Origin of the sequence: Eudoraea adriatica DSM 19308 (genome assembly GCF_000382125.1) — a bacterium.
In the GTDB taxonomy this organism is placed as follows: Bacteria; Bacteroidota; Bacteroidia; order Flavobacteriales; family Flavobacteriaceae; genus Eudoraea; species Eudoraea adriatica.
Genome location: NZ_KB907548.1, coordinates 527,031 through 550,258 on the forward strand (window position 1 = coordinate 527,031; position 23,228 = coordinate 550,258).

Annotated in this window: 17 protein-coding genes and 1 pseudogene; 10 read left to right on the forward strand and 8 right to left on the reverse strand. The window is 38.4% G+C overall.

Annotated features, from left to right (window positions below; translation table 11 throughout):
- Positions 1 to 9 precede the first annotated feature (9 nt).
- Positions 10 to 930 carry a hypothetical protein gene (locus G504_RS0109425; RefSeq protein ID WP_019669924.1) on the forward strand — a complete coding sequence of 307 codons (921 nt, stop codon included), beginning with the start codon at positions 10 to 12 and terminating at the stop codon, positions 928 to 930.
- Positions 931 to 1,020: 90 nt separating this feature from the next.
- Here the strand turns inward: G504_RS0109425 and G504_RS18525 are convergent, their stop codons facing one another.
- The 6 genes and pseudogenes from G504_RS18525 to G504_RS0109455 form a co-directional block, all read right to left on the reverse strand.
- A complete protein-coding gene (locus tag G504_RS18525; RefSeq protein WP_019669925.1) occupies positions 1,021 to 2,721 on the reverse strand; it encodes a recombinase family protein in 1,701 nt (566 codons plus the stop codon).
- A 68-nt stretch (positions 2,722 to 2,789) separates the two neighbouring features.
- Positions 2,790 to 3,629: pseudogene (locus G504_RS18530) on the reverse strand (YifB family Mg chelatase-like AAA ATPase); the annotation flags it as partial.
- A 108-nt stretch (positions 3,630 to 3,737) separates the two neighbouring features.
- Complete coding sequence (locus G504_RS0109440; protein WP_019669927.1) at positions 3,738 to 6,137, reverse strand: penicillin acylase family protein; 2,400 nt, start codon at positions 6,135 to 6,137, stop codon at positions 3,738 to 3,740.
- 131 nt (positions 6,138 to 6,268) lie between these two features.
- Positions 6,269 to 8,269 (reverse strand): protein-disulfide reductase DsbD family protein, encoded by a 2,001-nt coding sequence (locus G504_RS0109445; protein WP_019669928.1) that lies wholly within the window; start codon positions 8,267 to 8,269, stop codon positions 6,269 to 6,271.
- On the reverse strand, positions 8,266 to 9,573 hold the full coding sequence (tilS, locus tag G504_RS0109450; RefSeq protein WP_019669929.1) for a tRNA lysidine(34) synthetase TilS: 1,308 nt from the start codon (positions 9,571 to 9,573) through the stop codon (positions 8,266 to 8,268). Before tilS ends, G504_RS0109445 begins: the two co-directional genes overlap by 4 nt.
- A gap of 107 nt (positions 9,574 to 9,680) precedes the next feature.
- Entirely contained in the window at positions 9,681 to 10,223 is a 543-nt protein-coding gene (locus G504_RS0109455) for an NADPH-dependent FMN reductase (protein WP_019669930.1), read from the reverse strand.
- Positions 10,224 to 10,348: 125 nt separating this feature from the next.
- Between G504_RS0109455 and G504_RS0109460 the strand changes: the two genes are divergently transcribed.
- Positions 10,349 to 11,545, forward strand: a complete 1,197-nt coding sequence (locus G504_RS0109460) for an acyltransferase family protein (protein ID WP_019669931.1) — start codon at positions 10,349 to 10,351, stop codon at positions 11,543 to 11,545.
- Positions 11,546 to 11,604: 59 nt separating this feature from the next.
- On the opposite strand, the gene lpdA is transcribed toward G504_RS0109460, so the two are convergent.
- Complete coding sequence (lpdA, locus tag G504_RS0109465; RefSeq protein ID WP_019669932.1) at positions 11,605 to 13,011, reverse strand: dihydrolipoyl dehydrogenase; 1,407 nt, start codon at positions 13,009 to 13,011, stop codon at positions 11,605 to 11,607.
- A 131-nt stretch (positions 13,012 to 13,142) separates the two neighbouring features.
- Positions 13,143 to 13,604 carry an Lrp/AsnC family transcriptional regulator gene (locus G504_RS0109470; RefSeq protein ID WP_019669933.1) on the reverse strand — a complete coding sequence of 154 codons (462 nt, stop codon included), beginning with the start codon at positions 13,602 to 13,604 and terminating at the stop codon, positions 13,143 to 13,145.
- Positions 13,605 to 13,757: 153 nt separating this feature from the next.
- Here G504_RS0109470 and G504_RS0109475 point away from each other — a divergent pair, with 153 nt between their 5' ends.
- The 8 genes from G504_RS0109475 (at position 13,758) to ribB (ending at position 23,226) form a co-directional block, all read left to right on the forward strand.
- On the forward strand, positions 13,758 to 14,984 hold the full coding sequence (locus G504_RS0109475; protein WP_019669934.1) for an aminotransferase class I/II-fold pyridoxal phosphate-dependent enzyme: 1,227 nt from the start codon (positions 13,758 to 13,760) through the stop codon (positions 14,982 to 14,984).
- Between the two features lie 64 nt (positions 14,985 to 15,048).
- Positions 15,049 to 16,536 (forward strand): Na+/H+ antiporter NhaC, encoded by a 1,488-nt coding sequence (gene nhaC, locus G504_RS0109480; protein ID WP_019669935.1) that lies wholly within the window; start codon positions 15,049 to 15,051, stop codon positions 16,534 to 16,536.
- Positions 16,537 to 16,644: 108 nt separating this feature from the next.
- Complete coding sequence (gene tpx, locus G504_RS0109485) at positions 16,645 to 17,151, forward strand: thiol peroxidase (protein WP_019669936.1); 507 nt, start codon at positions 16,645 to 16,647, stop codon at positions 17,149 to 17,151.
- Positions 17,144 to 17,509, forward strand: coding sequence for a diacylglycerol kinase family protein (locus G504_RS0109490; protein ID WP_019669937.1), 366 nt, complete (start codon positions 17,144 to 17,146; stop codon positions 17,507 to 17,509). Before tpx ends, G504_RS0109490 begins: the two co-directional genes overlap by 8 nt.
- A gap of 63 nt (positions 17,510 to 17,572) precedes the next feature.
- Positions 17,573 to 19,930: an FtsK/SpoIIIE family DNA translocase gene (locus G504_RS0109495; protein ID WP_019669938.1), complete on the forward strand. Its 2,358-nt coding sequence runs from the start codon at positions 17,573 to 17,575 to the stop codon at positions 19,928 to 19,930.
- A gap of 2 nt (positions 19,931 to 19,932) precedes the next feature.
- Positions 19,933 to 20,577, forward strand: a complete 645-nt coding sequence (locus G504_RS0109500; RefSeq protein ID WP_019669939.1) for a LolA family protein — start codon at positions 19,933 to 19,935, stop codon at positions 20,575 to 20,577.
- Between the two features lie 73 nt (positions 20,578 to 20,650).
- A complete protein-coding gene (locus tag G504_RS0109505) occupies positions 20,651 to 22,087 on the forward strand; it encodes an LptF/LptG family permease (protein ID WP_019669940.1) in 1,437 nt (478 codons plus the stop codon).
- Complete coding sequence (ribB, locus tag G504_RS0109510; protein ID WP_019669941.1) at positions 22,084 to 23,226, forward strand: 3,4-dihydroxy-2-butanone-4-phosphate synthase; 1,143 nt, start codon at positions 22,084 to 22,086, stop codon at positions 23,224 to 23,226. The genes G504_RS0109505 and ribB overlap by 4 nt, the downstream gene beginning before the upstream one ends.
- The last annotated feature ends 2 nt before the right edge of the window (positions 23,227 to 23,228 follow it).

Below are 23,228 nucleotides of genomic sequence, written 5' to 3' on the forward strand. Positions count from 1 at the left end.
CACAATAATATGAAACCTAAGATAAATTTAGAATCTCCAATAAATAAACTTGCACTTGAAATTTTTAAAAATCAAGTTGAAGAGGCCCTGAAAATTGAACAGAAAATTGAAAAATCGGTTATTCCAATTTATGTTATTCCAAAAGTTAAAGAACACAAAATAAAGAAAAGAAAGCCTGAACAGATCGGTTCTGGCGTATTAGTAAAAATACAAGAAGAATTTTTTGTTTTTTCTGCAACTCACGTATTTGAGGAGTATGAAGGTTATGCAATTTTATTAGGAGCAGGAGATGGAACTTTGATCAAACCCTACGAAGGAGAAAGATATTCTTCAAAAAAAGTTGTGTCAACTGAAAATAACTCAATAAAATCAGAATTATTTGATGCATCAGTTTATCATATTCAATCGGAACTAGAAGAGAACTTAAAAATATTAGCAATTACATTAGAGGATATGGATTTTGAAGGATATGACCAATCAAAACCCATATTTATTATGTCTGGTTTTAGAGTAAAAAAATCAAACACAAAAGGCGTTTCTGTAAATTCCAAAAGGGAGGGATTTACCTCAATTGAGTATAACCTAGAAGATTATAAGAAAAGAATCTACAATTCACTTTCTCATATTCTATTAGCCTATGAAAATCAAATCCTTGTTAATAATAAATGGAAAATCTCACCAATTCCCAGAGGATTTAGCGGTGGTGCAATTATTAAAATAAAAGGTACTAGTACTAAATATGGTTTAAATCCCAATATACAAACAAGACAATTACTTTCTGGAATTATTATAGAGCATCATAGGGATAAAAATGGAGAATTAGGAATGCTCGTAGGAACGAGAGTAAAGGTTCATTTAGGTTTAATACAACAATTTATGCCTGAAATATTATATGACTTTCTGAAATCATGGGAGCAGAAAGAAAATTAATATCCGTATTCTACAAAGAACTTAGTTGAAAAAACAAGGCAATAAGAGAAATTTTACTCTGTATTTTTCATCACCCGTTTCATCTCCTCACTAATCCTCCTGCTCTATTTTCCAATAATATTCAATCGGAGGTCTGCTAAACTTGATTGGAACAAGTTTAATGAAAAGGTCATCAATTTTATCCACTAAAAAACCGTCCTTATCCATCTTCAATTTTTCTTTAAACTTTTCATTTAAAGGAACAATAAGATCAATTTGTCGTGATGCAGCAAAATTATACCCTCGGTCAATTACATAATATTCTCTATAGTAGGTTGGTAGATTGAACCAAATAGCTACAGTGTAATATCCGTCCTTATAGGCAACGACAATTTCATTGATGAACTTTTTTATAATCTCCTTTTTATCATTGAATGAAGTATTCTCCTTGATTTTTTCCAAATCAGTTAGTTTTTCTTCCAACTCCTCTTTGTTGTAACTTTTTAATTGATCATTTAAGTTATCCTTTTTAATCTCTAGTTCCCGTTTCTCTCTACTAATCCTTTTTATTTCCGATTCTACATCACTTTCATCAAGAACACCTTTAATGGTTAAGCTTATCGCTCTTTTTCTTTCTTTTTCCAAATCTTTAATAGACTTCTCAATATTTAATATTTCTTGTTTAATTTTGTCTAAAACCTCACTGTCTTCGCCTTTTTTAAGGTAATTTTTAACCACCTTAAATAACGCATTATCTTCGAAGAATCTCTTCCAAATAAACCCTTCCAAAACTGTAATATTTATACTTCTATTACCACAATTTTCATGCTTGTATCTTTTACTGCTGCACATGTAAAAATTGTCTTTAAGACTAACTCTAGACTTGCCGTAATAATTCCTTCCACACACGCCACATCTAATTAATCCCTTGAGGAGATACTTATGTGAAACTGATTTTCCACTATTATTTCTGTTGTTAGTAAGATTGTCATTAACTCTTTGCCATTCAGTCGGATTAAAAATTGCCGGCACCTCGTAAACTTTACCTCCAAAATTTCTTTCCCCCTTATATAATGTGTTTTTTATAATAGATCTAACGGTGTTTCCAGACCATTTAATGGCCTTTTTGTTAGTAGTGGTAATTTTACCGGTGTATTTATTTTTAGTTGCTATAGTGCCTTTACCTATCTTATTGTACCTGGTTTGTATGCCTTCTTGGTTGAATATTTCTGCAATCTTATTAGTACCAATGCCAGATAAAGACATTTTGTAAATCCTTCTTACAATTTCGACTTCATCTTCATCTATAATGATGGCTCCATTTTCATCCTTAGTATATCCAAAAGCACTTATACCATGTGCCTTACCCTCTTCCGCATTTCTCTTTAAAACAGCTTTAACCCTTTTTTTTGTAGTTCTTACAAAGTATGCATTAAAGATTGACATCATGTCGCCGTGCATATCAAGAGCATCGTTCTCAAAATCAACTTCTCCATCTTCAGTAAAAAGCTTGCAATTATTGTCAATTAATGTTTGTTTAACAATAAAACGAGTTTGTGGGTTCCTTTCCAGTCTATCCTGCATCCAGATAAACATGGAAGTAATCTTACCATCTTCTATGTCGGAAAGTAATTTATCCAAAGCGGGTCTTTTGTCAATAGCAAGTGTCCCACTTATGCCCTCCTCAATATAGTATTCAAAGTGCAAACCTAATTCCTTAGCTAATTGCTTACCTAGCTTCTTTTGCTCTTTTATTGAACGGTCTTTACCATCTTCTTTTTCCTGAGAAATTCTGCAGAGTATTCCTAACATACAAGAATCGTTATTTTTTAATAGTAATCAAATATACAATTTAATATAACCTCCCTAACATATTATATAACATCTGAAATAGTGTGATGCGGACTCCTGAAAGGGCGTTGGCATATCAAGCCCATGTTTTTAACCTTACCTACCACGCTATGGATTTTAGTTGTTTCCAGTGCTTCCTGCAGGGTCATAGGAGGTAAAATTGAAGGTAGTCGCTTGGCCAGCATGGTCTTTCCGGCACCAGGTGGCCCAATTAAAATAATATTATGTCCGCCTGCCGCTGCAATTTCCATACAACGCTTTATACTCTCTTGTCCTTTAACATCAGAGAAGTCGTGTTCCGGGAAATCCAGGTTTTTATAAAACTCTGCCCGGATATCTACATTGGTTCGTTCAAGAGGTTCCCCTTTATCAAAAAAAGCAACAACATCGGCTATTTTTTCAACACCGAATACTTCCAATCCCTCCACAATTGCGGCTTCACGGGAATTTACTTTTGGTAGGATGAATCCTTTAAAACCTTCTTCCCTGGCTTTAAGGGCAATAGGAAGTGCACCTTTAATGGGTTGTAGACCGCCATCGAGCGACAGTTCCCCCATGATTATGTAGCTTTCCAACTCCTCTGCCCTAATCTGGTCCGAAGCCGATAGAATGCCAAGGGCCAGGGTAAGATCATACGCCGAGCCTTCTTTTCTTAAATCTGCAGGGGCCATATTGATGGTGATTTTCTTTCCGGGAATTTTATACCCATTGTTGCTCAAAGCAGCTGCAATCCTGAAATTACTTTCCCGAATGGCGTTATCCGGCAGACCCACCAAATGATAGCCAATTCCCCTGTCAACATTTACTTCTACAGCTATGGTAGTTGCTTCTACTCCAAAAACGGCACTACCATATACTTTTGAAAGCATGCGTTTGTATCTATGCTAAGAATCAATGTTTTTCTAAGAACATAGATACTGCTTTTCACCGCAAAAAGAGTGCAGACAAATACATAAGGCTTCAGATTGTAATAGAACTTAGTTTCCTACAGGCAAAAACTTTAGTAAGGAGGTTGACTTAGACCTGATTTCTTCCTTATTCATCATCATCTTTCTGAATTTCCCCTGGACAAATAGTTCTGCCTGATCTTTGTAATAAGGGCTAAAGGGGTTCCCGGACTGGCCGGTGGGCAATATACTCACACTATTCTCTACGTCCGAAAAGTCGACAATACGCCTTGTAGACGGCCCTGAACTGACTTTATTTTGTCCGTCTGCAGTATAAGTAAAGAACATGTTATTAATAACCTCCCTGGTTCCTTCAACAGGAAAGGGGCCTACGTTAAAAAAAGACCGGAACATGTCAACCTGTCCAATAGGGTGACCATGCTCCAGGGTATGCACTTTGTCCCAGGTCCATTTTGAGCTACTTTCGCCAAGCTCCTCTTTTAAGGATTCCAGGGCCATTACAAAGGAACTCAGAACAATATCTTTCTTATTTTCTATAGTCTCTTCAGTAAGGGCATTGTCCCACCAAACAGATTCTTTTTTTTGGGCCATCGGAGCTATCAGCCGTTTGTGAAAATGTGTCGTTAGAAATTGCTGAAAAAGTTCGGGTCCTAGTTCGTCTTCAAAAGTATTCTTCAAAAAGAAGTATATCCATCTGTGAAATACCGTTGCTTCCACGCTTTTTAAATGAGCATCTCCATCCCAGGCACTCAGCTTATCCAGCAGATTTATATCATCCTCACTCAACTTTTTGACATTTACAAGTTTGGTAAGATTCCTTGAAATTTCAACATTAACCAATGAGGTAGCATCTGTGATCATGATCATCATGGCATTTTTATCCCAATCATCAATCCCGTCTAATAACTCTACAATTCGTTTAGCCCTGTTTTCGGGTAAATAGTAACCCGGGTATTGCATCCCTGCAATGGAATCGGGTTGGTTATTGGCTGAGTATACATAGTTCCAGGGTGGATTTACAGCACTCGGGTTCTCAGAAAATTCCAGAAACCGCAAAGGTTCATAGGCTCCGTTACTGCCATCCATAATTAATTTTGTCTGTGCACTATCCGGCATTTGGTACAACTTTGCTGTTGCCCACCAGGCTATATTGCCTTCTTTATCCCCATACATAATATTCAGGCCCGGGGCATGTATGTCTTGCAACGACTCTTGAAATTCCGTAATATCACTCGCATGGCTAATACCGTATAAGGCATCAAGTACTTTATTTTCGAGTTTCGTGTAGATCCAGGACATACTAATTGGCCTATCACCTTTAATATTTTTGGATATGCTGTCCAATACAGGTCCGTGATGTGTTTTTCTATAACTAAAGGCAACATCGGTACTATCTTTGATTTTTATGAGCCTTGAAACGATTTCATAATTTTCCCATCCCTCTTTGGTTTTGTATTTGGTACTGTCTGCCGGGTTTGTTTCCTCATAATAAAAATCTACATCATCATTTTGAAACATTGTAATACCATAGGCCAGATTTCTATCATGCCCCAATATTGGGAAAGGAATGCCAGCCATATGATAACCATATTTCTCGTAGCCCGGAACATTGACATGGGCTTCATACCATACGGAGGGCTGTGCAAAACCTATATGGGGATCATTGGCCAGGATTACTTTACCCGATTTGGTTTTTGCAGGGGCCATTACCCAACTATTACTACCTTCCAATTGTGGTATAGGCAAATTAGCCAGGGCCTTTGAAATGGAAGCCACCATTTGAGCTTCTTTTGAATCTTCAGCCGCAGACTTATAATTTTTTATCCATTCCGTATTTTTGTCTACCCCAATTTCCAGGTCTTTCAAATATTCGGGCCCCAATTTATTATTGATCGTAGTGAGCAACGGATCTGTTTTATGGGCCATCGCAAAGCTAAATGCCATATAACCAATAGAATTATAAACATCCTTGAGGGTAAATGGTTCCTTGGTGATGCCTGTAAGATAGAATTCAACAGGAGTGGGTCCGTTTTCTACAAACTGATTAACACCATCTAAATATGCCTTGGCAAGCCGTATGGACTTGTTTGTTTTTGACTGTTGATTGATTGTTTTTGCAGAAGCCTCATCAATGCCCAGTGAAAGGAAAAATTTATCCGTTGAAAGCAATTCAGAACCAAAAACTTCAGATAAGCCTCCTCTGGCTACCCTTCTTAATAATTCCATTTGCCAGAGTCTGTCCTGGGCATGCACATAGCCCAGTGCTCTGATTGCATCTTCTTCATTTTGCCCATAGATGTGAGGAATACCGTAAAAATCATAGTATACAGATACTTCATCCGTAAGATTCTGCAATTGTTTTTCACCTTCGTAGTCGGGTTTTAAGCTTTGTATGAAGATAAATGTCCCAAGAACTATAATTCCAAGTAATGCCAGGGCAATAAGGAGGACTTTTTTAATTTTTTTCAAGAGTAAATGTTTGAGCTTAAAGATAAAAAAATAGCAGCTCTCTTAATTTAATACTAGTTATTAATTTCTAATATAAAAATCCCGAATAATAAAGTAAGTTTAATATTCAAACGGATGATAACAAAGCTGTTTTAAGGCAATGTGCCGGACAATACCCCTTTTTTGACCCTATCAAAGTTCTTAAGACCTTCTTTCAGCCAGCTTTCATAAGTTTCACTGTCGGCATTTTGAATTGAAGAATTTAATACCTCAAGATTCGGGGAGAGTAATACGTAATAAGGTTGCGACGCTGCACCAAAATTAAGGGTTTGGAAAGTACCCCATTTTTCGCCAACAGATTCAATATCTTTTACCCTACCGGAATCAAATTTATAATTGAATTTTTCATTTTCCGGCAAAGACTTCCGGTCGTCAATATACAGGGAGATCAGTACGTAATCTTCATTTAGCATCTGGTAAATATCCGGTTCGCTCCAGACGTTTTCTTCCATTTTTCTGCAGTTGACACAGGCCCATCCGGTAAAATCGAGTAAAATTGGCTTATTTTCTTTTTTAGCATAGGCCAACCCTTCTTCAAAATCTTTAAAGCAGTTTAGGCCAAGCGGACAATCACTTTCTTTTTCCATGACAGAATAAAAATCGGGAGGAGGAAACCCACTTAATAATTTAAGATTGGTGACATTAAAGGCACCTAATATTAAATACAATGTAAAAGCAGCAGTTAAAATGCCGGCTCCTTTTCTGGTTTTCGATAATTTTTGTCCTGGTCCTTCATGGGGAAACCGAATTACACCAAATAAATACAAAGCAAGAAGGACAAAAAGCAATATCCAGATTCCAAGGAAGATTTCTCTTTTAAAGATTCCCCAATTGCCTACAAGGTCTGCATTCGATAAGAATTTAAATGCCAGGGCCAATTCAAGAAATCCAAGAAATACTTTTACAGTATCCATCCATCCTCCGGATTTAGGCAAAGAAGTTAACCAGGCAGGAAATAATGCAAATAAGGCAAAAGGCAAAGCAAGGGCCACCCCAAATCCCAACATTCCTGCAGAAAGGTTATTTGCTACATCGCCTTCGGCCAGGGTAGTACTTCCCAAAAGGCCTCCTAAAATGGGCCCGGTACAGGAAAAGGATACAATAGCCAGGGTTAATGCCATAAAGAATATTCCAAGCCCTCCTCCTACTTTGGAAGAAAAGCTATCCATTTTAGTAGACCAGGAACTGGGCAATGTCAGTTCATAATAACCGAAAAAAGAAAATGCAAAAAATACAAACACCAGGAAGAAAACTATATTCAGCCATATATTGGTTGCTATTGTATTCAAAATTTGCGGATCTACCGAATCAAATAAATGAAAGGGCAGGCTTAACAAGAAGTAAATTAAAACAATGTAAAAACCATATAAAGAAGCCTGGAAAACCCCTGAAGTCTTCTTTTTTGTATGTTTTGTAAAATAGGAAACTGTTAATGGAATCATTGGAAAAACACAGGGTGTTAGCAATGCAATTAATCCACCCAGAAATCCAAGACCAAAAATCATCCATAGGCCGGATCCTTTATTAGGCCTGGTATCATCAGCCTTTTCAAGGAGTTCTTTATTCTTCAGGTCCAGTTTTAAAGCTGAGCCCAGAGCAAGGCTCCTCTCATCAATAGTTTTTTCTTCTATAACAATTCGCTCTCCGGTCAGGGATATTCTAAAAGTGTGCTCTTTTGGGATACAAACTTCCTTACACACCTGGTAGAACAGCTCCACATCTATTTGGGATAGCTCTGCATTCAGCAACTTAATTCTTTGTGTAAAGACCGCATTATTTATAAAAAAAGTCTCATCTACCTCAAAAATATCGCTGTACTCTGTAACCGTCTCACTTTCAGTCGCTGTGCCTATTAATTCATAGTCTTCACCGCTCTTTAGAAAAGTAAATTCGCTGGGCAAAGAACCATTCTCATCCGTAAACTGAGAAAAGATATGCCACCCGTCAGCTATTTTTGCTTTAAAGATTAATTCGTAATCATCTTCTGCAAGTTTGTTTACTTCATGTGACCAAATTACGGGGTTATCCTCGTTCTGACCCAAACCAGGGCTGATATATGACAATAGTATAATAAACGCTAAAACTAATCTCATTCCGTAATGCTAAATTTTAAAATGCTTTTTGTTTGGGGGGTTACCTTAAAACGATCATCTCCCCTGCGGCCTATGACCCATATTATATTATCCCCTGAACATAACAGCCATTGCCTTTCCTTGGAAATCAGATCCATCTTTTCATCTTTATAAAACTTTGAGACTTTTTTTTTCCCTCTCATTCCAAAAGGGTAAAAGTAATCTCCTTTTTCCCATTTTCTAATGCTTAGCTTATGGTTTAACGTTTCTTTATCAACATATAGTATCTTATTGGAGGTCTCCCCCATTTCGTTTACTTCTTCAATTTTCATTTGAACAGGTTCCCTGATAGTTCCTGAAACGGCATCAATGACAAATCTTTCAATTATTGAGTGATAAAGGGCCTGCAATAAAATGTACTCCCGGTCTTTAATTAGTCTGTGCGTACCTGAGTGAACTTCTTTTCCGCTGGTGGCATTTAAAAGTCCAACTACATCATTCCATTCTTTAAAACCATATTCATTAAACAGCTGATACATATAGGTCTTTATGGGATTGAATTTTAAAAGAGAAGCAACGGAGATTTTAATTACATCTCCCTGTTGTTCAAAAAGTCTGTCCTTTAATTCTGCGATATAATTTTTTAAAAGAGCTTCACTTCCCTGAAGGTTTGCCAGGGTAGTTTCAAAATTATTGAGAAATCCGGGATGTAATTCCTTTAATCCGGGAATAACGCCATATCTTATTTTATTCCTCAGATACCTTGTTTCCTCATTAGTTTGGTCTTCGCGCCAGCGAATATTTTTAATTTCGGCATATTGCTCGATTTGCGACCTGGAAAATAGCAACAATGGCCGGCTAATCTTTGCTGTTTTGGCAGGAATACCTGTAAGCCCTTTAATGCCTGTTCCCCTGGACAGGTTAATGATAAAAGTTTCCAGATTATCATCTGCCTGATGGGCTGTAACCAGGATTTTTATTTTGTGCGACGTCATTAATTCTTCAAACCAGCCATACCTCAGTTCCCTTGCCGCCATTTGAAGTGATACTTTATTATCGTTTATATAATTAGCTGTATCAAAATCTTTTATGTATATTTTTTTTCCAAGTTTTCTAGCTAAATCTTCTACAAAGAAGGCATCCATATCACTTTCTGAGCCTCGTAGTTGAAAATTACAGTGAGCAATGGTGAAGTCCATTTTATTTAATGCACACAGATGACATAATACCACACTGTCTATACCCCCGCTGCATGCAAGCAGGAAGTGGTTTTCAAGGAGTTCCGGAAAATTTATTGCAATATGTTCCCTAAATTGATTTAGCACAATACGAAATTAATCAAAGTTGCAGCCGCAACCAATCTTTTCGAGAGAACTGTTAAAGAACAAATTCCGGCTGAAGAATATAGTTACCCCGGATAAAAGGGTCCCCATTATAGCTTTTTGACTTTGGATAAAAACTCATTCAAGGCCTGCTTATGTCTTTCAGATAGCTCTTTATCAAGTATACCCTTATCTGAATCAAAATTTTCGTAAAAAGAGGGCAATGAAAATGTAGCACTGATATTGGCTCCAAACCTGGGCAATAACTTTTCAACGATTTCCATTGAACCCTGACCACCGCGTTTACCCGGTGAGGCAGACATTAAAAGCACTTCGGTGTCTTCCAAAAATTTTCTTTCCAGACGTGACAACCAATCCAGAACATTTTTAAAATATGCGGAAGGGTTACTATTATGTTCATTTACAGAAATAATGACCCCTTTTGCCTTCATAATGTCGTTGCGTAATTCAACCAGTGAATTTGAAAAGCCCATTTCCCGCTCATTATCTTCACTATACATAGGAAATGGAAAATTAGCCAGGTTTATAAGCTGTACCTTTTCCACGCTTATTAAACCTGCGGTATATTTTACTAATTTGAAGTTTATTGATGTGGCAGAATTACTTCCGGCCAAAGCTAATAATGCAGCCATAAGTGAGATTTTTTAAGTTGACGAAAATACCTCAAAAGAGACTTAAATACCAGTAATTTGGCTAATTTTGCATTTTTAAACATCCAAACAGCTTGCCAAACAAGTATATAGGGTAGTTATTAGGCATGGGAAACAAAACTGCAAGACTATTTTTTATTGATGCCATGAGGGCTTGGGCAATCCTTATGATGCTTCAAGGGCATTTTGTAGATGGACTGCTCGAAAACTCGTTCAGGGATCCGGATAGCCCGGTATTTACTATTTGGAAGTACTTCAGAGGTATAACCGCTCCTGTATTTTTCACAGTTTCCGGCTTCATTTTTACGTATCTGCTAATTCGCGTCCCTGAGAAAGGCTTTAACAATCCAAGAATAAAGAAGGGGATCAGACGAGGTATTCAATTATTACTAATTGGGTATCTGCTCCGTTTAAATATTTTTGGATTACTAAAGGGTGAATTATATGCGACCTTCTTTCTGGTTGATGTACTGCATATCATAGGAATATCAATCCTGGGGATTATTGGTTTGTATTTGCTGACCTCTGCATATAAAAAGTATGTTTTTCCCTTATCATTGCTTATCATAAGCTGTTTGCTTTTCTCCTTTGAACCCTGGTATTCCAATTGGACCTTTCAGCTACTACCCGATGCCTTCGCCAATTATTTTACCAGAACAAATGGTTCTGTATTTACTATAATTCCCTGGTTTGGTTATACGGCAATAGGAGGCTTTTTCGCTTACCTGTTTACTCAATATAAAAACTACAAATTTCTTTATCCGGCAGCTATTTCCATCGCCGCTCTTACTGGCATATTGTTCATCTTTTATTCATCGAATCTATTTTTGGCTATCTCATCAATAACAGGGATACAATTATTTGAAGCGATTGCCTCAAATAATTACCTTTTTATACGACTGGGGGATGTGCTTATTGCTTTTGCCTTATTCATGCTTTTCCGGCAGTTCATTACAAGCAGGACCGTACTAAAAATAGGACAGAACACTTTGTCTATTTATGTTATCCATTTTGTTATTCTCTATGGAAGTTTTACGGGTCTTGGACTGTATCGGTTCTTTTATCAGTCGCTATCACCCGCCATTTTAATACCCGCTGCTATATCCTTTATGTTCGTATGTTCTTTTTTAGCCTTGTTTTATACCAGGAAGGAAGATTATATCAAGCAAACCATAAACGCTGCACTTTCCGATCTCAGGAATAAACTGGAGCCATGGTTGATATATGCACAAAAGACAATGAAATTTACAATTTACAGGATACTCAGATCAATAGGATTTGTAAAAAGCCAGAAAAGTAGCTAAAAGTTCTACGCTACTTTATTACTTCTAAAATATTTGCTTACCAGCAAGATTTAATAGAATCAGATATGCAAAGCCCTATCATCAGTAGCGGCTAAAGCTGCTTCCTTTACCGCCTCTGCATAGGTAGGGTGTGCATGGCTCATACGCGCTATATCTTCTGCTGAGGCTCTGAATTCCATTGCCGTAACTGCCTCCGCAATGAGATCGGCACAGCGGGCCCCTATCATGTGGACACCAAGAACTTCATCCGTTTTCTTATCTGCAAGGATTTTCACAAAACCATCCGTATCCATACTTGCCCTGGATCTTCCTAAAGCACGCATAGGAAACTGACCCGATTTATATTCCACACCGGCTTCTTTTAGTTCTTCTTCTGTTTTCCCTACTGATGCCACTTCCGGCCATGTATAAACAACACCGGGAATTAAATTATAATCTATATGCGGCTTTTGACCTGCAATAATTTCTGCAACCATAGTACCTTCTTCCTCGGCTTTATGCGCTAGCATGGCTCCCTTAACCACATCGCCAATGGCATAAATATTTGGAACATTGGTTTGCAAATTGTTATTTACTTCTACCCTGCCCATCTTATCTAAAACAAGGCCTGCGGTTTCGGCATTTAAACCATCTGTATAAGGCCTTCTACCTACCGACACCAGGCAATAATCGCCTTGCAAAACAACTTCCGCCCCTTTTTTGTCGTCTGCTTTTACGACTACTTCATTCTTATTGCGCTCAACAGACTTAACTTTATGTGAAAGCAGAAATTTTATCTTTTGTTTTTTCAGGACTTTTAAAAGTTCTTTGGAAAGTGCGGCATCCATGCCGGGAATAATCCTATCCATAAACTCCACAACCGTAACTTCAGAACCTAATCGCTTATAGACCTGACCCAACTCTAATCCAATCACCCCACCGCCGATAATGATCATATGTGAAGGGATTTCCTTTAGTTCCAAGGCCTCTGTTGAAGTTATAATACGTTCTTTATCCAGCTTTATAAACGGCAGTGAAGATGGCTTAGAACCCGTTGCAACGATAATATTTTTGGCTTCTATTGTCTGTGCTTTCCCTTTTGATGGGGTTATGGTGATATGGGTTGCATCCTTAAAACTTCCCAGGCCTTCATAAACATCAATTTTATTTTTGTCCATTAAAAACTGAATCCCTTTAGTGGTCTGATCTACCACGGCTTGCTTGCGCGAAATCATCTTTTCAAGGTTTATCTTTATATCCCCGGGTATTTCTATGCCGTGATCTTCAAAGTGCTTAACCGCGTCTTCATAATGATGGCTGGAGTCTAAAAGCGCTTTGGAAGGTATACAGCCCACGTTAAGACAGGTTCCCCCCAAGGTCGAATATTTCTCTATTATGGCAGTTTTCATACCCAATTGAGCGCATCTGATGGCGGCAACATACCCACCAGGCCCGGAGCCTATAACGGCCACATCATATTGATTCATAGTCTTCCTTTTTAAAGTAAAATATTCGTTTTATAACGGGATATTCAGAATTTCAGATCACAAAAGTACAAATGTTTTTGATTAGGGCATAAGAGAATAAGCCCTTAACAAAATCCAATATCCGGCTTTAGTTAAAAGTGTACTGCAGTACTGTATTTTACCTCACTAATAACAAATGAACTCTGGGTGCTTCCTATATTTTTTATTGCAGTAAGCTTGGTGACCATGAATTCGCGGTATGCTTCAATATTACTTACATTTACTTTAAGGATATAATCATAGTCTCCGCTGATATGATAGCATTCCGATACCTCTTCCAATTGAACGACTTCCCGTTCAAACTGAAGAACATACTCCTTTATATGCTGTATAAGTTTAACATGGCAGAGCACCATAAATGCCTTGTTTACTTTGTTTTTATCAACCAGCGCAACATACTTCCTAATCACACCCGTTTTTTCCAAGCGTTTTATTCGCTCATATACCGCAGTAGTTGAAAGCCCCATCCTGTTTGCGTATTCCTTGGTAGTCCGCTTGCTATCTTCCTGCAATAGAGTCAATAATTCCTGGTCTTTTGCGTCTGTTTTTATCATGATTTATTTACACCTAAAATTGCTTTATCAGGATAAATATAGTTATATATTCTATTATTACTATGCAATATAGTTTTATTTTCTATTATATCTAATATTAATTGTTTTTTAAACAGTATTTGAATAATTTTATACTATAAAATACAAGCTGTTATGAAACATAATGCGACTAATAAAATTCAGGAATTACACAATTTTGGCGAATTTGGGGGTGTAAATCCATCTATCTCAGATTCTTCTACATATACCTTCCTTTCGGCCAAAACAATGTTCGATACATTTGAAGGGAATACAGAAGGTTGCTATTTATACAGCCGGCACTCCTCCCCTTCCAATCTATATTTGGGAGAAGCCCTGGCAGCCCTGGAAGGAACAGAAACTGCTAATGTTACGGCAAGTGGCATGGGTGCAATTACCGCTGTTATCCTACAATTATGCAATTCAGAAGACCATATTGTCAGCAGCAGGACTATATACGGAGGCACATATGCCTTTATGAAAAATTTTCTGAGAAAATTCAATATCAACACTTCATTTATAGACATCACAAAAACAGAGCTTGTTGAAAAGGCAATTACGCCAAAAACAAAAATGATATTTTGCGAATCCATAAGCAATCCTCTGCTGGAAGTAGCCGATATTAGGGAACTATCCAAATTGGCCAAAAAATATAATATTCCTCTGGTGGTAGACAATACTTTCTCTCCCTTATCGATAGCTCCGGCGAATTTGGGGGCAGACATAGTAATCCACAGTCTTACTAAATTTATAAATGGTACCAGTGACAGTGTTGCAGGTGCGGTTTGCGGGTCGAAGGAATTTTGCCTGAGCTTAAAGGACGTGCATGATGGAGCCGGTATGCTATTAGGGAGCACTCTGGATAGCCTAAGGGCATCTTTTGTCCTCAAAAATATGAGAACGCTTCATATTAGAATGAAAAAACATAGTGAAAATGCATTATTTCTCGCTCAAAATTTTGAGAAAGATGGACTTAGGGTTGTCTATCCGGGACTTAAATCGCATCCGGGCCACCATACCTTAAAAAAGCAAATGGTTTCTGAATATGGGTACGGAGGGATTATGACCATAGACGTTGGCAGCCTTGAAAATGCAAATAACCTCATGGAATTAATGCAGAAAAAAAACCTGGGTTATCTGGCGGTTAGCCTTGGATTCTACAAAACACTGTTTAGCGCTCCAGGTACATCCACTTCATCGGAAATCCCACTGGAAGAGCAAAAATCCATGGGTCTTTCTGATGGCCTTATACGCTTTTCTATTGGGCTGGATAATGATATTCAGAGAACTTACAATTTAATGAAAGAATGTATGCAAAGTCTTCATATACTGGATCCTAAAGTTGCTACGGCGGCTGTATAGGTAAGATGTAGTTTGCAGAACAGCGGCCAAAGTTGTAATATTACGAATCAACCAAACAATCACTATGGCCGACAAAAAAACCAATAAATACAGACAACAGGAACACATAGTTGAAAACCGTGAACTAAATATTTGGGAAGCATTAATCCCTGTAGTCGCGCTTGTAGGAATGCTGGCTTATAATGTTTATGTTTTCGGAGATGATGCCATTGGTGGGTCCAATCAGTTCATTTTATTATTGGGTGGTGCAGTAGCTGCAATAGTTGGTTTTTTTAATAAAACCACTTACAAACAGATGCTGGCTGAGGTAGCCGAAAATGTAAAGTCCACTACCGGTGCGCTCTTAATACTTTTAATGGTTGGAGCTCTTGCCGGAACCTGGATGATAAGTGGTATTATCCCTGCAATGATCTATTACGGCCTGCAAATTCTGAACCCCACTATATTCCTGGCCGCAAGTTTAATTATTTGTGCAATAATTTCAATTGCGACGGGAAGTAGCTGGACCACCTCCGCAACCGTGGGAATTGCTCTCATTGGAATTGGCGATGCCCTGGGAATTCCCATGGGTATGACCGCAGGTGCAGCGCTTTCCGGGGCATATTTTGGCGATAAGATGTCTCCCTTAAGTGATACTACAAACCTTGCTCCTGCTATGGCCGGTGGCGATTTATTTGGTCACATAAGATATATGACCTATACTACTATCCCCTCAATTGCCATTACCCTATTGATATTTGTTATTATAGGCTTTAATCTGGAGACTACAGGCATTGCGGACACCCAAAGCATACTAAACTCAATTGACGCAGCCTTTACCATAAATGGCTGGTTGTTTCTGGTGCCCTTGGCCGTAATCCTAATGATTGTTAAGAAAGCGCCACCACTTGTAGCCCTTCTTATTGGCACTTTACTGGGGGGTGTTTTTGCTTTGTGGTTCCAGCCCGATATCGTTGCAGGAATTACAGGAGCGAAAGAATTGAATTTTGAATCGGGCTATAAAGGGATCCTGAATGCCATTACAGTTAATACAGCAATAGAGACAGATAACCCTGCTCTGAATGATTTATTTTCGGCAAAAGGAATGGCGGGGATGTTGGGTACCATCTGGCTGATTGTATGTGCCATGGTATTTGGCGGCATAATGGATGGGATAGGTGCGCTGTCAAGGATTACCAAAACCTTGCTCGGGCTGGCCAAGACAACATTCGGCTTGTTTGCAAGTACTGTTGGAAGTTGTCTTGCGTTAAATATTACAGCTTCTGATCAGTATCTTGCTATAGTGGTTCCCGGTAAAATGTTTGCCCAAGCATACGAAGATCGCGGGCTGGCTCCTGAAAATTTAAGCAGAACCCTGGAAGACTCCGGTACTGTCACCTCCGTGCTTATCCCATGGAATACATGTGGGGCATATCATAGCGGAGTATTGGGGGTAAGTGTTGCAGATTATTTCTTCTTTGCTATCTTCAACTGGTTAAGTCCGATTACAACGCTTTTCTTCGCAGCTTTGGGGATAAAAATTAAGCAATTGTCTTCCCCACAAGCACTTTGAGGAAGCAGATCCGAATTTTAATGGAAATTAGTTCAACTTTTTGTTGGATTCCCCTGTTAATTCAATCATTTATTTTTTAATTTCACACAGAATTTTAAAAATATCAAAATGGCTATTGTAACACTTAAGGGAAATGAAATTAACACATCTGGAACTCTTCCTGAAATTGGGAGTGCTGCCCCTGATTTCAATTTAACAAAAGGCGACCTGTCTAATGCTACCCTATCTGATTATAAAGGCAAGAAAGTAGTAATGAATGTATTTCACAGCCTGGACACCGGAACCTGCGCAAATTCTGTTCGCCAGTTCAATACGGAGGCTGCAGAATTAGATAATACAGTGGTTTTATGTATATCCAGAGATTTGCCTTTTGCAATGAATAGATTTTGTGCGGCTGAAGGTATAGACAATGTTGAAACACTGTCTGATTTCAAGGATTGGAATTTCGGGAAATCCTATGGGCTGCAATATATAGATGGTCCTATTCAGGGATTGCTTTCCAGAGCTATTATAGTTTTGAACGAAGAGGGTACAGTAATTCATACAGAACAGGTTCAGGAAACTGTTGAGGAACCAAACTACAAAGCCGCTCTTGAAGCGTTGATGGATGCCTAAGGATAATTTGCTTGTAGACAGGATAAAAGGTATTGGGTACGCTTTCCGGGGGGCTTGGTTTTTAGTCCGCACGGAAAGTAGTATTCAGGTCCAGGTAGTCATTGCAATTATCATGACCGTTGCCGGATTTTATTTTGAGATCTCACCCACAGAATGGATTTTACAAATATTTGCTATTGCCCTGGTTCTCGGTATTGAAGGGGTAAATACAGCAGTTGAAAAAATGTCAGATTACATACAACCCGAATTCGATGAGAAAATTGGATTTATCAAAGATATATCTGCAGGCGCTGTTATGCTTGTATCACTGGCTGCATCCATAGTTGGTCTTATCATCTATCTGCCAAAAATTATTTAAGCCCTTAGTGGATAGCCCTTCCTGCGTAAATTTGTATTTTTACCCCAAAGAATAGATTATTAAATGGCAAAGAAGAGAACAAAATCAAAGCCTGCTTCCAGTAAAAAAGGGTTTTCTTTTAAGTTGTCCAAACAAAATAAAATAATTCTGGGTAGCCTCTTAGTGCTTCTCAGTATTGCCCTCTTTTTTTCATTTACTTCTTTTTACTTCTCATGGCAGGCAGATCAAAGTCTTCTTACCGAATTTGCAGACAGAAATGAGCAGGCAAATAATTTGCTGAATAAATTCGGAGCAAGTGTTAGCCACTTCTTTATGTACAGAGGGTTTGGAGTTGCGTCTTTTATATTTCCCATTCTTCTGTGCCTGACAGGTTTATATATGTTTTTGAACCTGGATAAAAAGGGGTTATTGAGCAAATGGATTTGGGGACTGGTATTTGTAATTTGGATCTCCATAGCGATGGGTTTTTTCGCTTACGAGCGCCCTTTGCTAGGTGGACTGGTAGGTTATGAAATGAACGATTTTTTGCAGGACTATACTGGTAAAATAGGCGTTTTGTTACTTCTTGTTTTTGGGCTGATCGTAATTCTTGTTCGACTGTTTAAGTTCTCTCCGGAAGATATTGCAGCTTTTTTTAAGCGTAAATCAAAATCCCTTGCTACTGAATTTCAAAATGCTGGTGGCGAAGAGATCCCGGTTGATACTGATAAAGAGCTTCCAATTGTTGTTGATACCTATACCCATAAAGAGGACATTCCACCTTTGGTTACTGAAGCAGACAAAACAGAAAATGAAGAGGCAGCTTCTGAAGCAGCTGAGGAGGAAGACACTATCAAAATGGAAGTTGAGAAAATTACCGAAGAAAAAGAAGAAAAGGATATTCTCTCTGAAAAGTTGGTTGCAGATTTCGGTGAATTTGATCCCACCCTGGAGCTGGCTAATTACAAGTTTCCACATCTCGACCTGCTGGATCCGCACGGAACTTCCGGTGGCATCACTATAAATCAGGAAGAGCTTGAGGAAAATAAAAACAAGATTGTTGAGACTTTAAAAAATTATAAGATTGGCATAGGCCAGATAAAAGCTACTATCGGACCAACAGTTACCTTATACGAAATTGTGCCGGTTGCCGGAGTGCGAATTTCCAAGATAAAGAATTTGGAAGACGATATTGCATTATCGCTGGCAGCTTTGGGTATTAGAATTATAGCTCCGATACCGGGCAAGGGTACTATAGGTATTGAAGTTCCTAATAAAAACCCTTCTGTTGTTTCCATGCGTTCTGTCATAGCATCCAGCAAATTTCAAAAGGCTGAAATGGAATTGCCCATAGCTTTTGGCAAGACTATCAGCAACGAAACCTTTGTCGTAGATCTGGCAAAAATGCCTCATCTGTTAATGGCCGGTGCCACAGGTCAGGGTAAGTCTGTGGGTTTGAATGCTGTTCTGACTTCATTGCTATACAAGAAGCATCCGGCAGAAGTAAAATTTATCCTTGTTGATCCAAAAAAAGTAGAACTTACTTTATACAATAAAATTGAAAGGCATTATTTGGCCAAACTGCCAGACTCCGAAGAGGCTATAATAACGGATAATACCAAGGTCATACACACCTTAAACTCTTTGTGCATAGAAATGGACAACCGTTATGAAATGCTGAAACTGGCCATGGTTAGAAATATTAAAGAGTACAATGTTAAATTTAAGGCCAGAAAGTTAAATCCAAATGACGGCCACAAATTTTTGCCTTATATAGTTTTGGTTATTGATGAATTTGCTGATCTGATAATGTCTGCAGGGAAAGAGGTAGAAACTCCGATTGCCAGGTTGGCACAGTTGGCAAGGGCTATAGGTATTCATTTGGTAATCGCAACACAAAGACCTTCCGTTAATGTTATTACCGGCTTAATTAAGGCAAATTTTCCAGCCAGACTTGCGTTCCGGGTGACTTCAAAAATAGATTCACGGACAATTTTGGACACTCAGGGAGCGGATCAGCTAATTGGAAGGGGCGATATGCTTTTTACACAGGGAAATGATATTACCAGGCTTCAATGTGCATTTGTTGACACGCCTGAGGTGGCCAAGATCACAGAATTTATCGGATCGCAACGTGCCTACCCCGAAGCGCATCTATTACCTGAATATGTTGGTGACGATTCTGGCACAGGTATTGATTATGATATTTCTGACCGGGATGCGATGTTCAGGGAGGCTGCGGAGGTAATTGTTAATGCGCAGCAAGGCTCTGCTTCGCTTATACAACGCAAGTTAAAATTAGGATACAACAGGGCCGGCAGAATTATAGACCAGTTAGAGGCAGCCGGAATCGTCGGACCCTTCGAAGGCAGTAAAGCCAGGCAGGTATTAGTTTCTGATATTTATGCTTTGGATCAGTTATTAAGTAATGAAATAAATTAAAAATGAAATATTCAATTCTTATCGCTACATTTCTTTTCACGGTTTTTGTAGCCCGTGCCCAATCATCAGACAAAGCCAAAGCACTTCTGGATGAGGTATATTCGAAGGTTATGAGTTATGATAATATTGAGGTAGACTTCAAATTTGCATTGCATAATGCGGAGGCCGATGTAGATCAGGAGACCCGTGGAGATGTCACACTGCAAGGCGAAAAGTACCTTTTTAATTATCTCGGATCACAACAATTATATGATGGCAGTAAGGTATACACCATTGTCCCGGAAAATGAGGAAGTTACTATTGAAGATAAAACCGATGGCGAAAATACCATTACACCTTCCAAAATGCTGACTTTTTATAAAACAGGTCATAATTATGAATGGGACATATTGCAGAACGTACAGGGGCGTAAAATACAGTTTGTAAAGCTTATACCTATTGATACTGACTCTGAAATTACATCAATTCTACTGGGAATTGATGTGGAAACCAAACATATATACAAACTGATTGAGACCGGTAATAATGGGACGGTAACCACTATTACTGTTAATTCTTTTAAAACTAATCAGCCATTATCAAAAACCTTATTTACTTTTGATGAAAACAAGTACAAGGAAGAAGGGTACTACATCATAAGAAACTAGACCATTGCGCATTTTAGATAAGTACATTTTAAGTCGTTTTCTTTATAATTTTTTTAGTTCGTTCCTGATTTTGATGTTTATCTTCATATTTCAGACGATTTGGCTATTTATTGATGATCTCGCGGGTAAAGGCCTGGATATAATAATAATTGGTAAATTCCTTTTTTACCTGTTGCCAAACCTTACCGAAAAGGTACTGCCTTTAACAGTGCTGCTCTCTTCAATCTTAACTTTTGGGTCTTTTGCCGAAAATTATGAATTTGCCGCCATGAAGGCATCCGGGATTTCCCTGCAACGCGCTATGCTGCCTCTGATAATTTTAGTGGTAATTCTTGGTGGTGTAACTTTTTTCTTTGCCAATAGTGTTATTCCTGCTTCTGAGCAAAAAATATATAACCTTCGAAGAAACATAGCAAAAGTAAAGCCTGCAGCTGTAATTGTGGAAGGCGTGTTTAGTGACGTTGAAGGATTTAATATCAAAGTAGATCAAAAGTACGGTGAGAATGATAAATACCTTAAGGAAGTAGTCATACACAAAAAGACGAATCTTGAGAAAAACAATACCGTTATAAAGGCCAAAACCGGAGAACTGAGAAGCAGTCAGGGATCTGATATCATACAATTGGTGCTCTCCGATGGTCATTACTACGAAGAAATTGAAGCTAAAAGTGGTTCAGGCAAGGATAAATCCCCATTTGCCCGCTCTGCCTTTGAGACGTATACCATAAATATTGAAATCCCGCAGAATACCCAGGATCTGGAAGAAGAGCGTAATGTACGCACGGACAAAATGAAAAATGTATCCAGGCTAAATAAGGATATAGATTCTTTAAAAGAAAACAACGTAAAAATAGTTGCAGCCTTTTCCAAAAATATAACCAACAGAATGGGTGCTTTTCTTCCACCAATACCAGCGGACACTACACAAAAAAGCGAACAGCCAATAACCGCTCTGGATACAGTTTTAAGCAACAAAAAAAAGGAAATAGCAGCTGTAAAGAAAGATACAGTATATACAGGTAATGCACTGGATCTTTATAAGGATTATAGAAAAATCCATATAGTTACTGCCGCAAAAAATGCAATATCCAATATCTTGAATTCTGTATTGGGTAAAAAAGAAGAATTGCAGCGGAGATATAAAATATATAACATGCATATCTTGTCTTTGCATAAAAAATTCGCCCTTGCGCTTTCCTGTATAATCCTCTTTTTTGTCGGCGCCCCTTTAGGAGCCATTATTCGCAAGGGAGGACTTGGTTTGCCCATGGTCATTGCAATTACGCTCTTTTTAACGTATTATTTTATCGGAGTATTTGCTGGTAATTATGCAAAAGAAGGAAATATTCATCCCATATTTGGTGCATGGCTTTCTACGCTAATAATGTTACCTTTGGGCGTATTTTTGACCAAAAGAGCAACGGCAGACAGGGGACTAATGGATTTTGGTCATGGGATAGAAAAAATAAAAGAATTCTTTAAAAAGCACATTAAAGTTAAGTCGTCATGATTGAACCTATGGAAGATAAGATTCAATTAAATACTATTGAGGAAGCCATTTCAGATATTCGAAATGGAAAAGTGGTTATTGTGGTGGATGATGAAAACCGGGAGAATGAAGGCGACTTTATTGCTGCTGCCGAAGCGGTTACACCCGAAATGATCAATTTCATGTCTAAACATGGACGCGGACTTATTTGTGCTCCACTTACGGAAGAGCGCTGCAGGGATCTGGATCTTTCCATGATGGTAGAGAACAATACGGTGCTGCATCACACACAATTTACGGTATCCGTAGATTTAATAGGACATGGTTGTACCACTGGTATTTCCGTTCAGGACAGGGCAAAAACAATAAAGGCTCTGGTAAATAAAACTACTAAAGCACAAGATTTAGGCAGACCGGGACATATCTTTCCTTTACGGGCAAAAAATGGTGGTGTTTTAAGAAGAACCGGACATACAGAAGCTGCGGTAGATTTTGCAAGATTAGCCGGCTTTGAACCAGCCGGGATACTTGTTGAGATATTAAATGAAGATGGCACTATGGCCCGATTACCACATCTTGTGGAAGTTGCAAGAAAATTCGATCTTAAACTGGTATCTATTGAAGACCTGGTTGCTTATAGAATGCGACACGATAGCCTGATTATCAAACGAGAGGAATTTGAAATAGAAACCCGTTTCGGACATTTTACATTGCATGCATATCAGCAAACTACCAATGAACAGGTTCATCTGGCACTAACAAAAGGCAGCTGGGAGCTAGACGATCCTGTCCTTACGAGAATAAACTCTACTTTGGTAAATAATGATATTCTTGGGACACTTACCCATAACGCGGACAAGAAATTAGACGATATGTTTAAAGCCCTTAATGAGGCAGGTAAGGGAGCTATCGTATTTATAAATCAACAAAGCCAGTCTTATAATCTCCTTAAACGTTTAAAAGGATTGCAGGAAAATCAGAAAAATGGCATTATTAAGGCTCCCAAAATAGAAATGGATACCCGTGATTTTGGGATTGGAGCACAAATCCTGCACGATTTAAATATTACCAAAATGCGACTTATGACCAATAGTGATCAGGCCAAAAGGGTTGGTATCGTTGGTTATGGCCTTGAGATTGTAGAATATTCCCCCTATTAAAT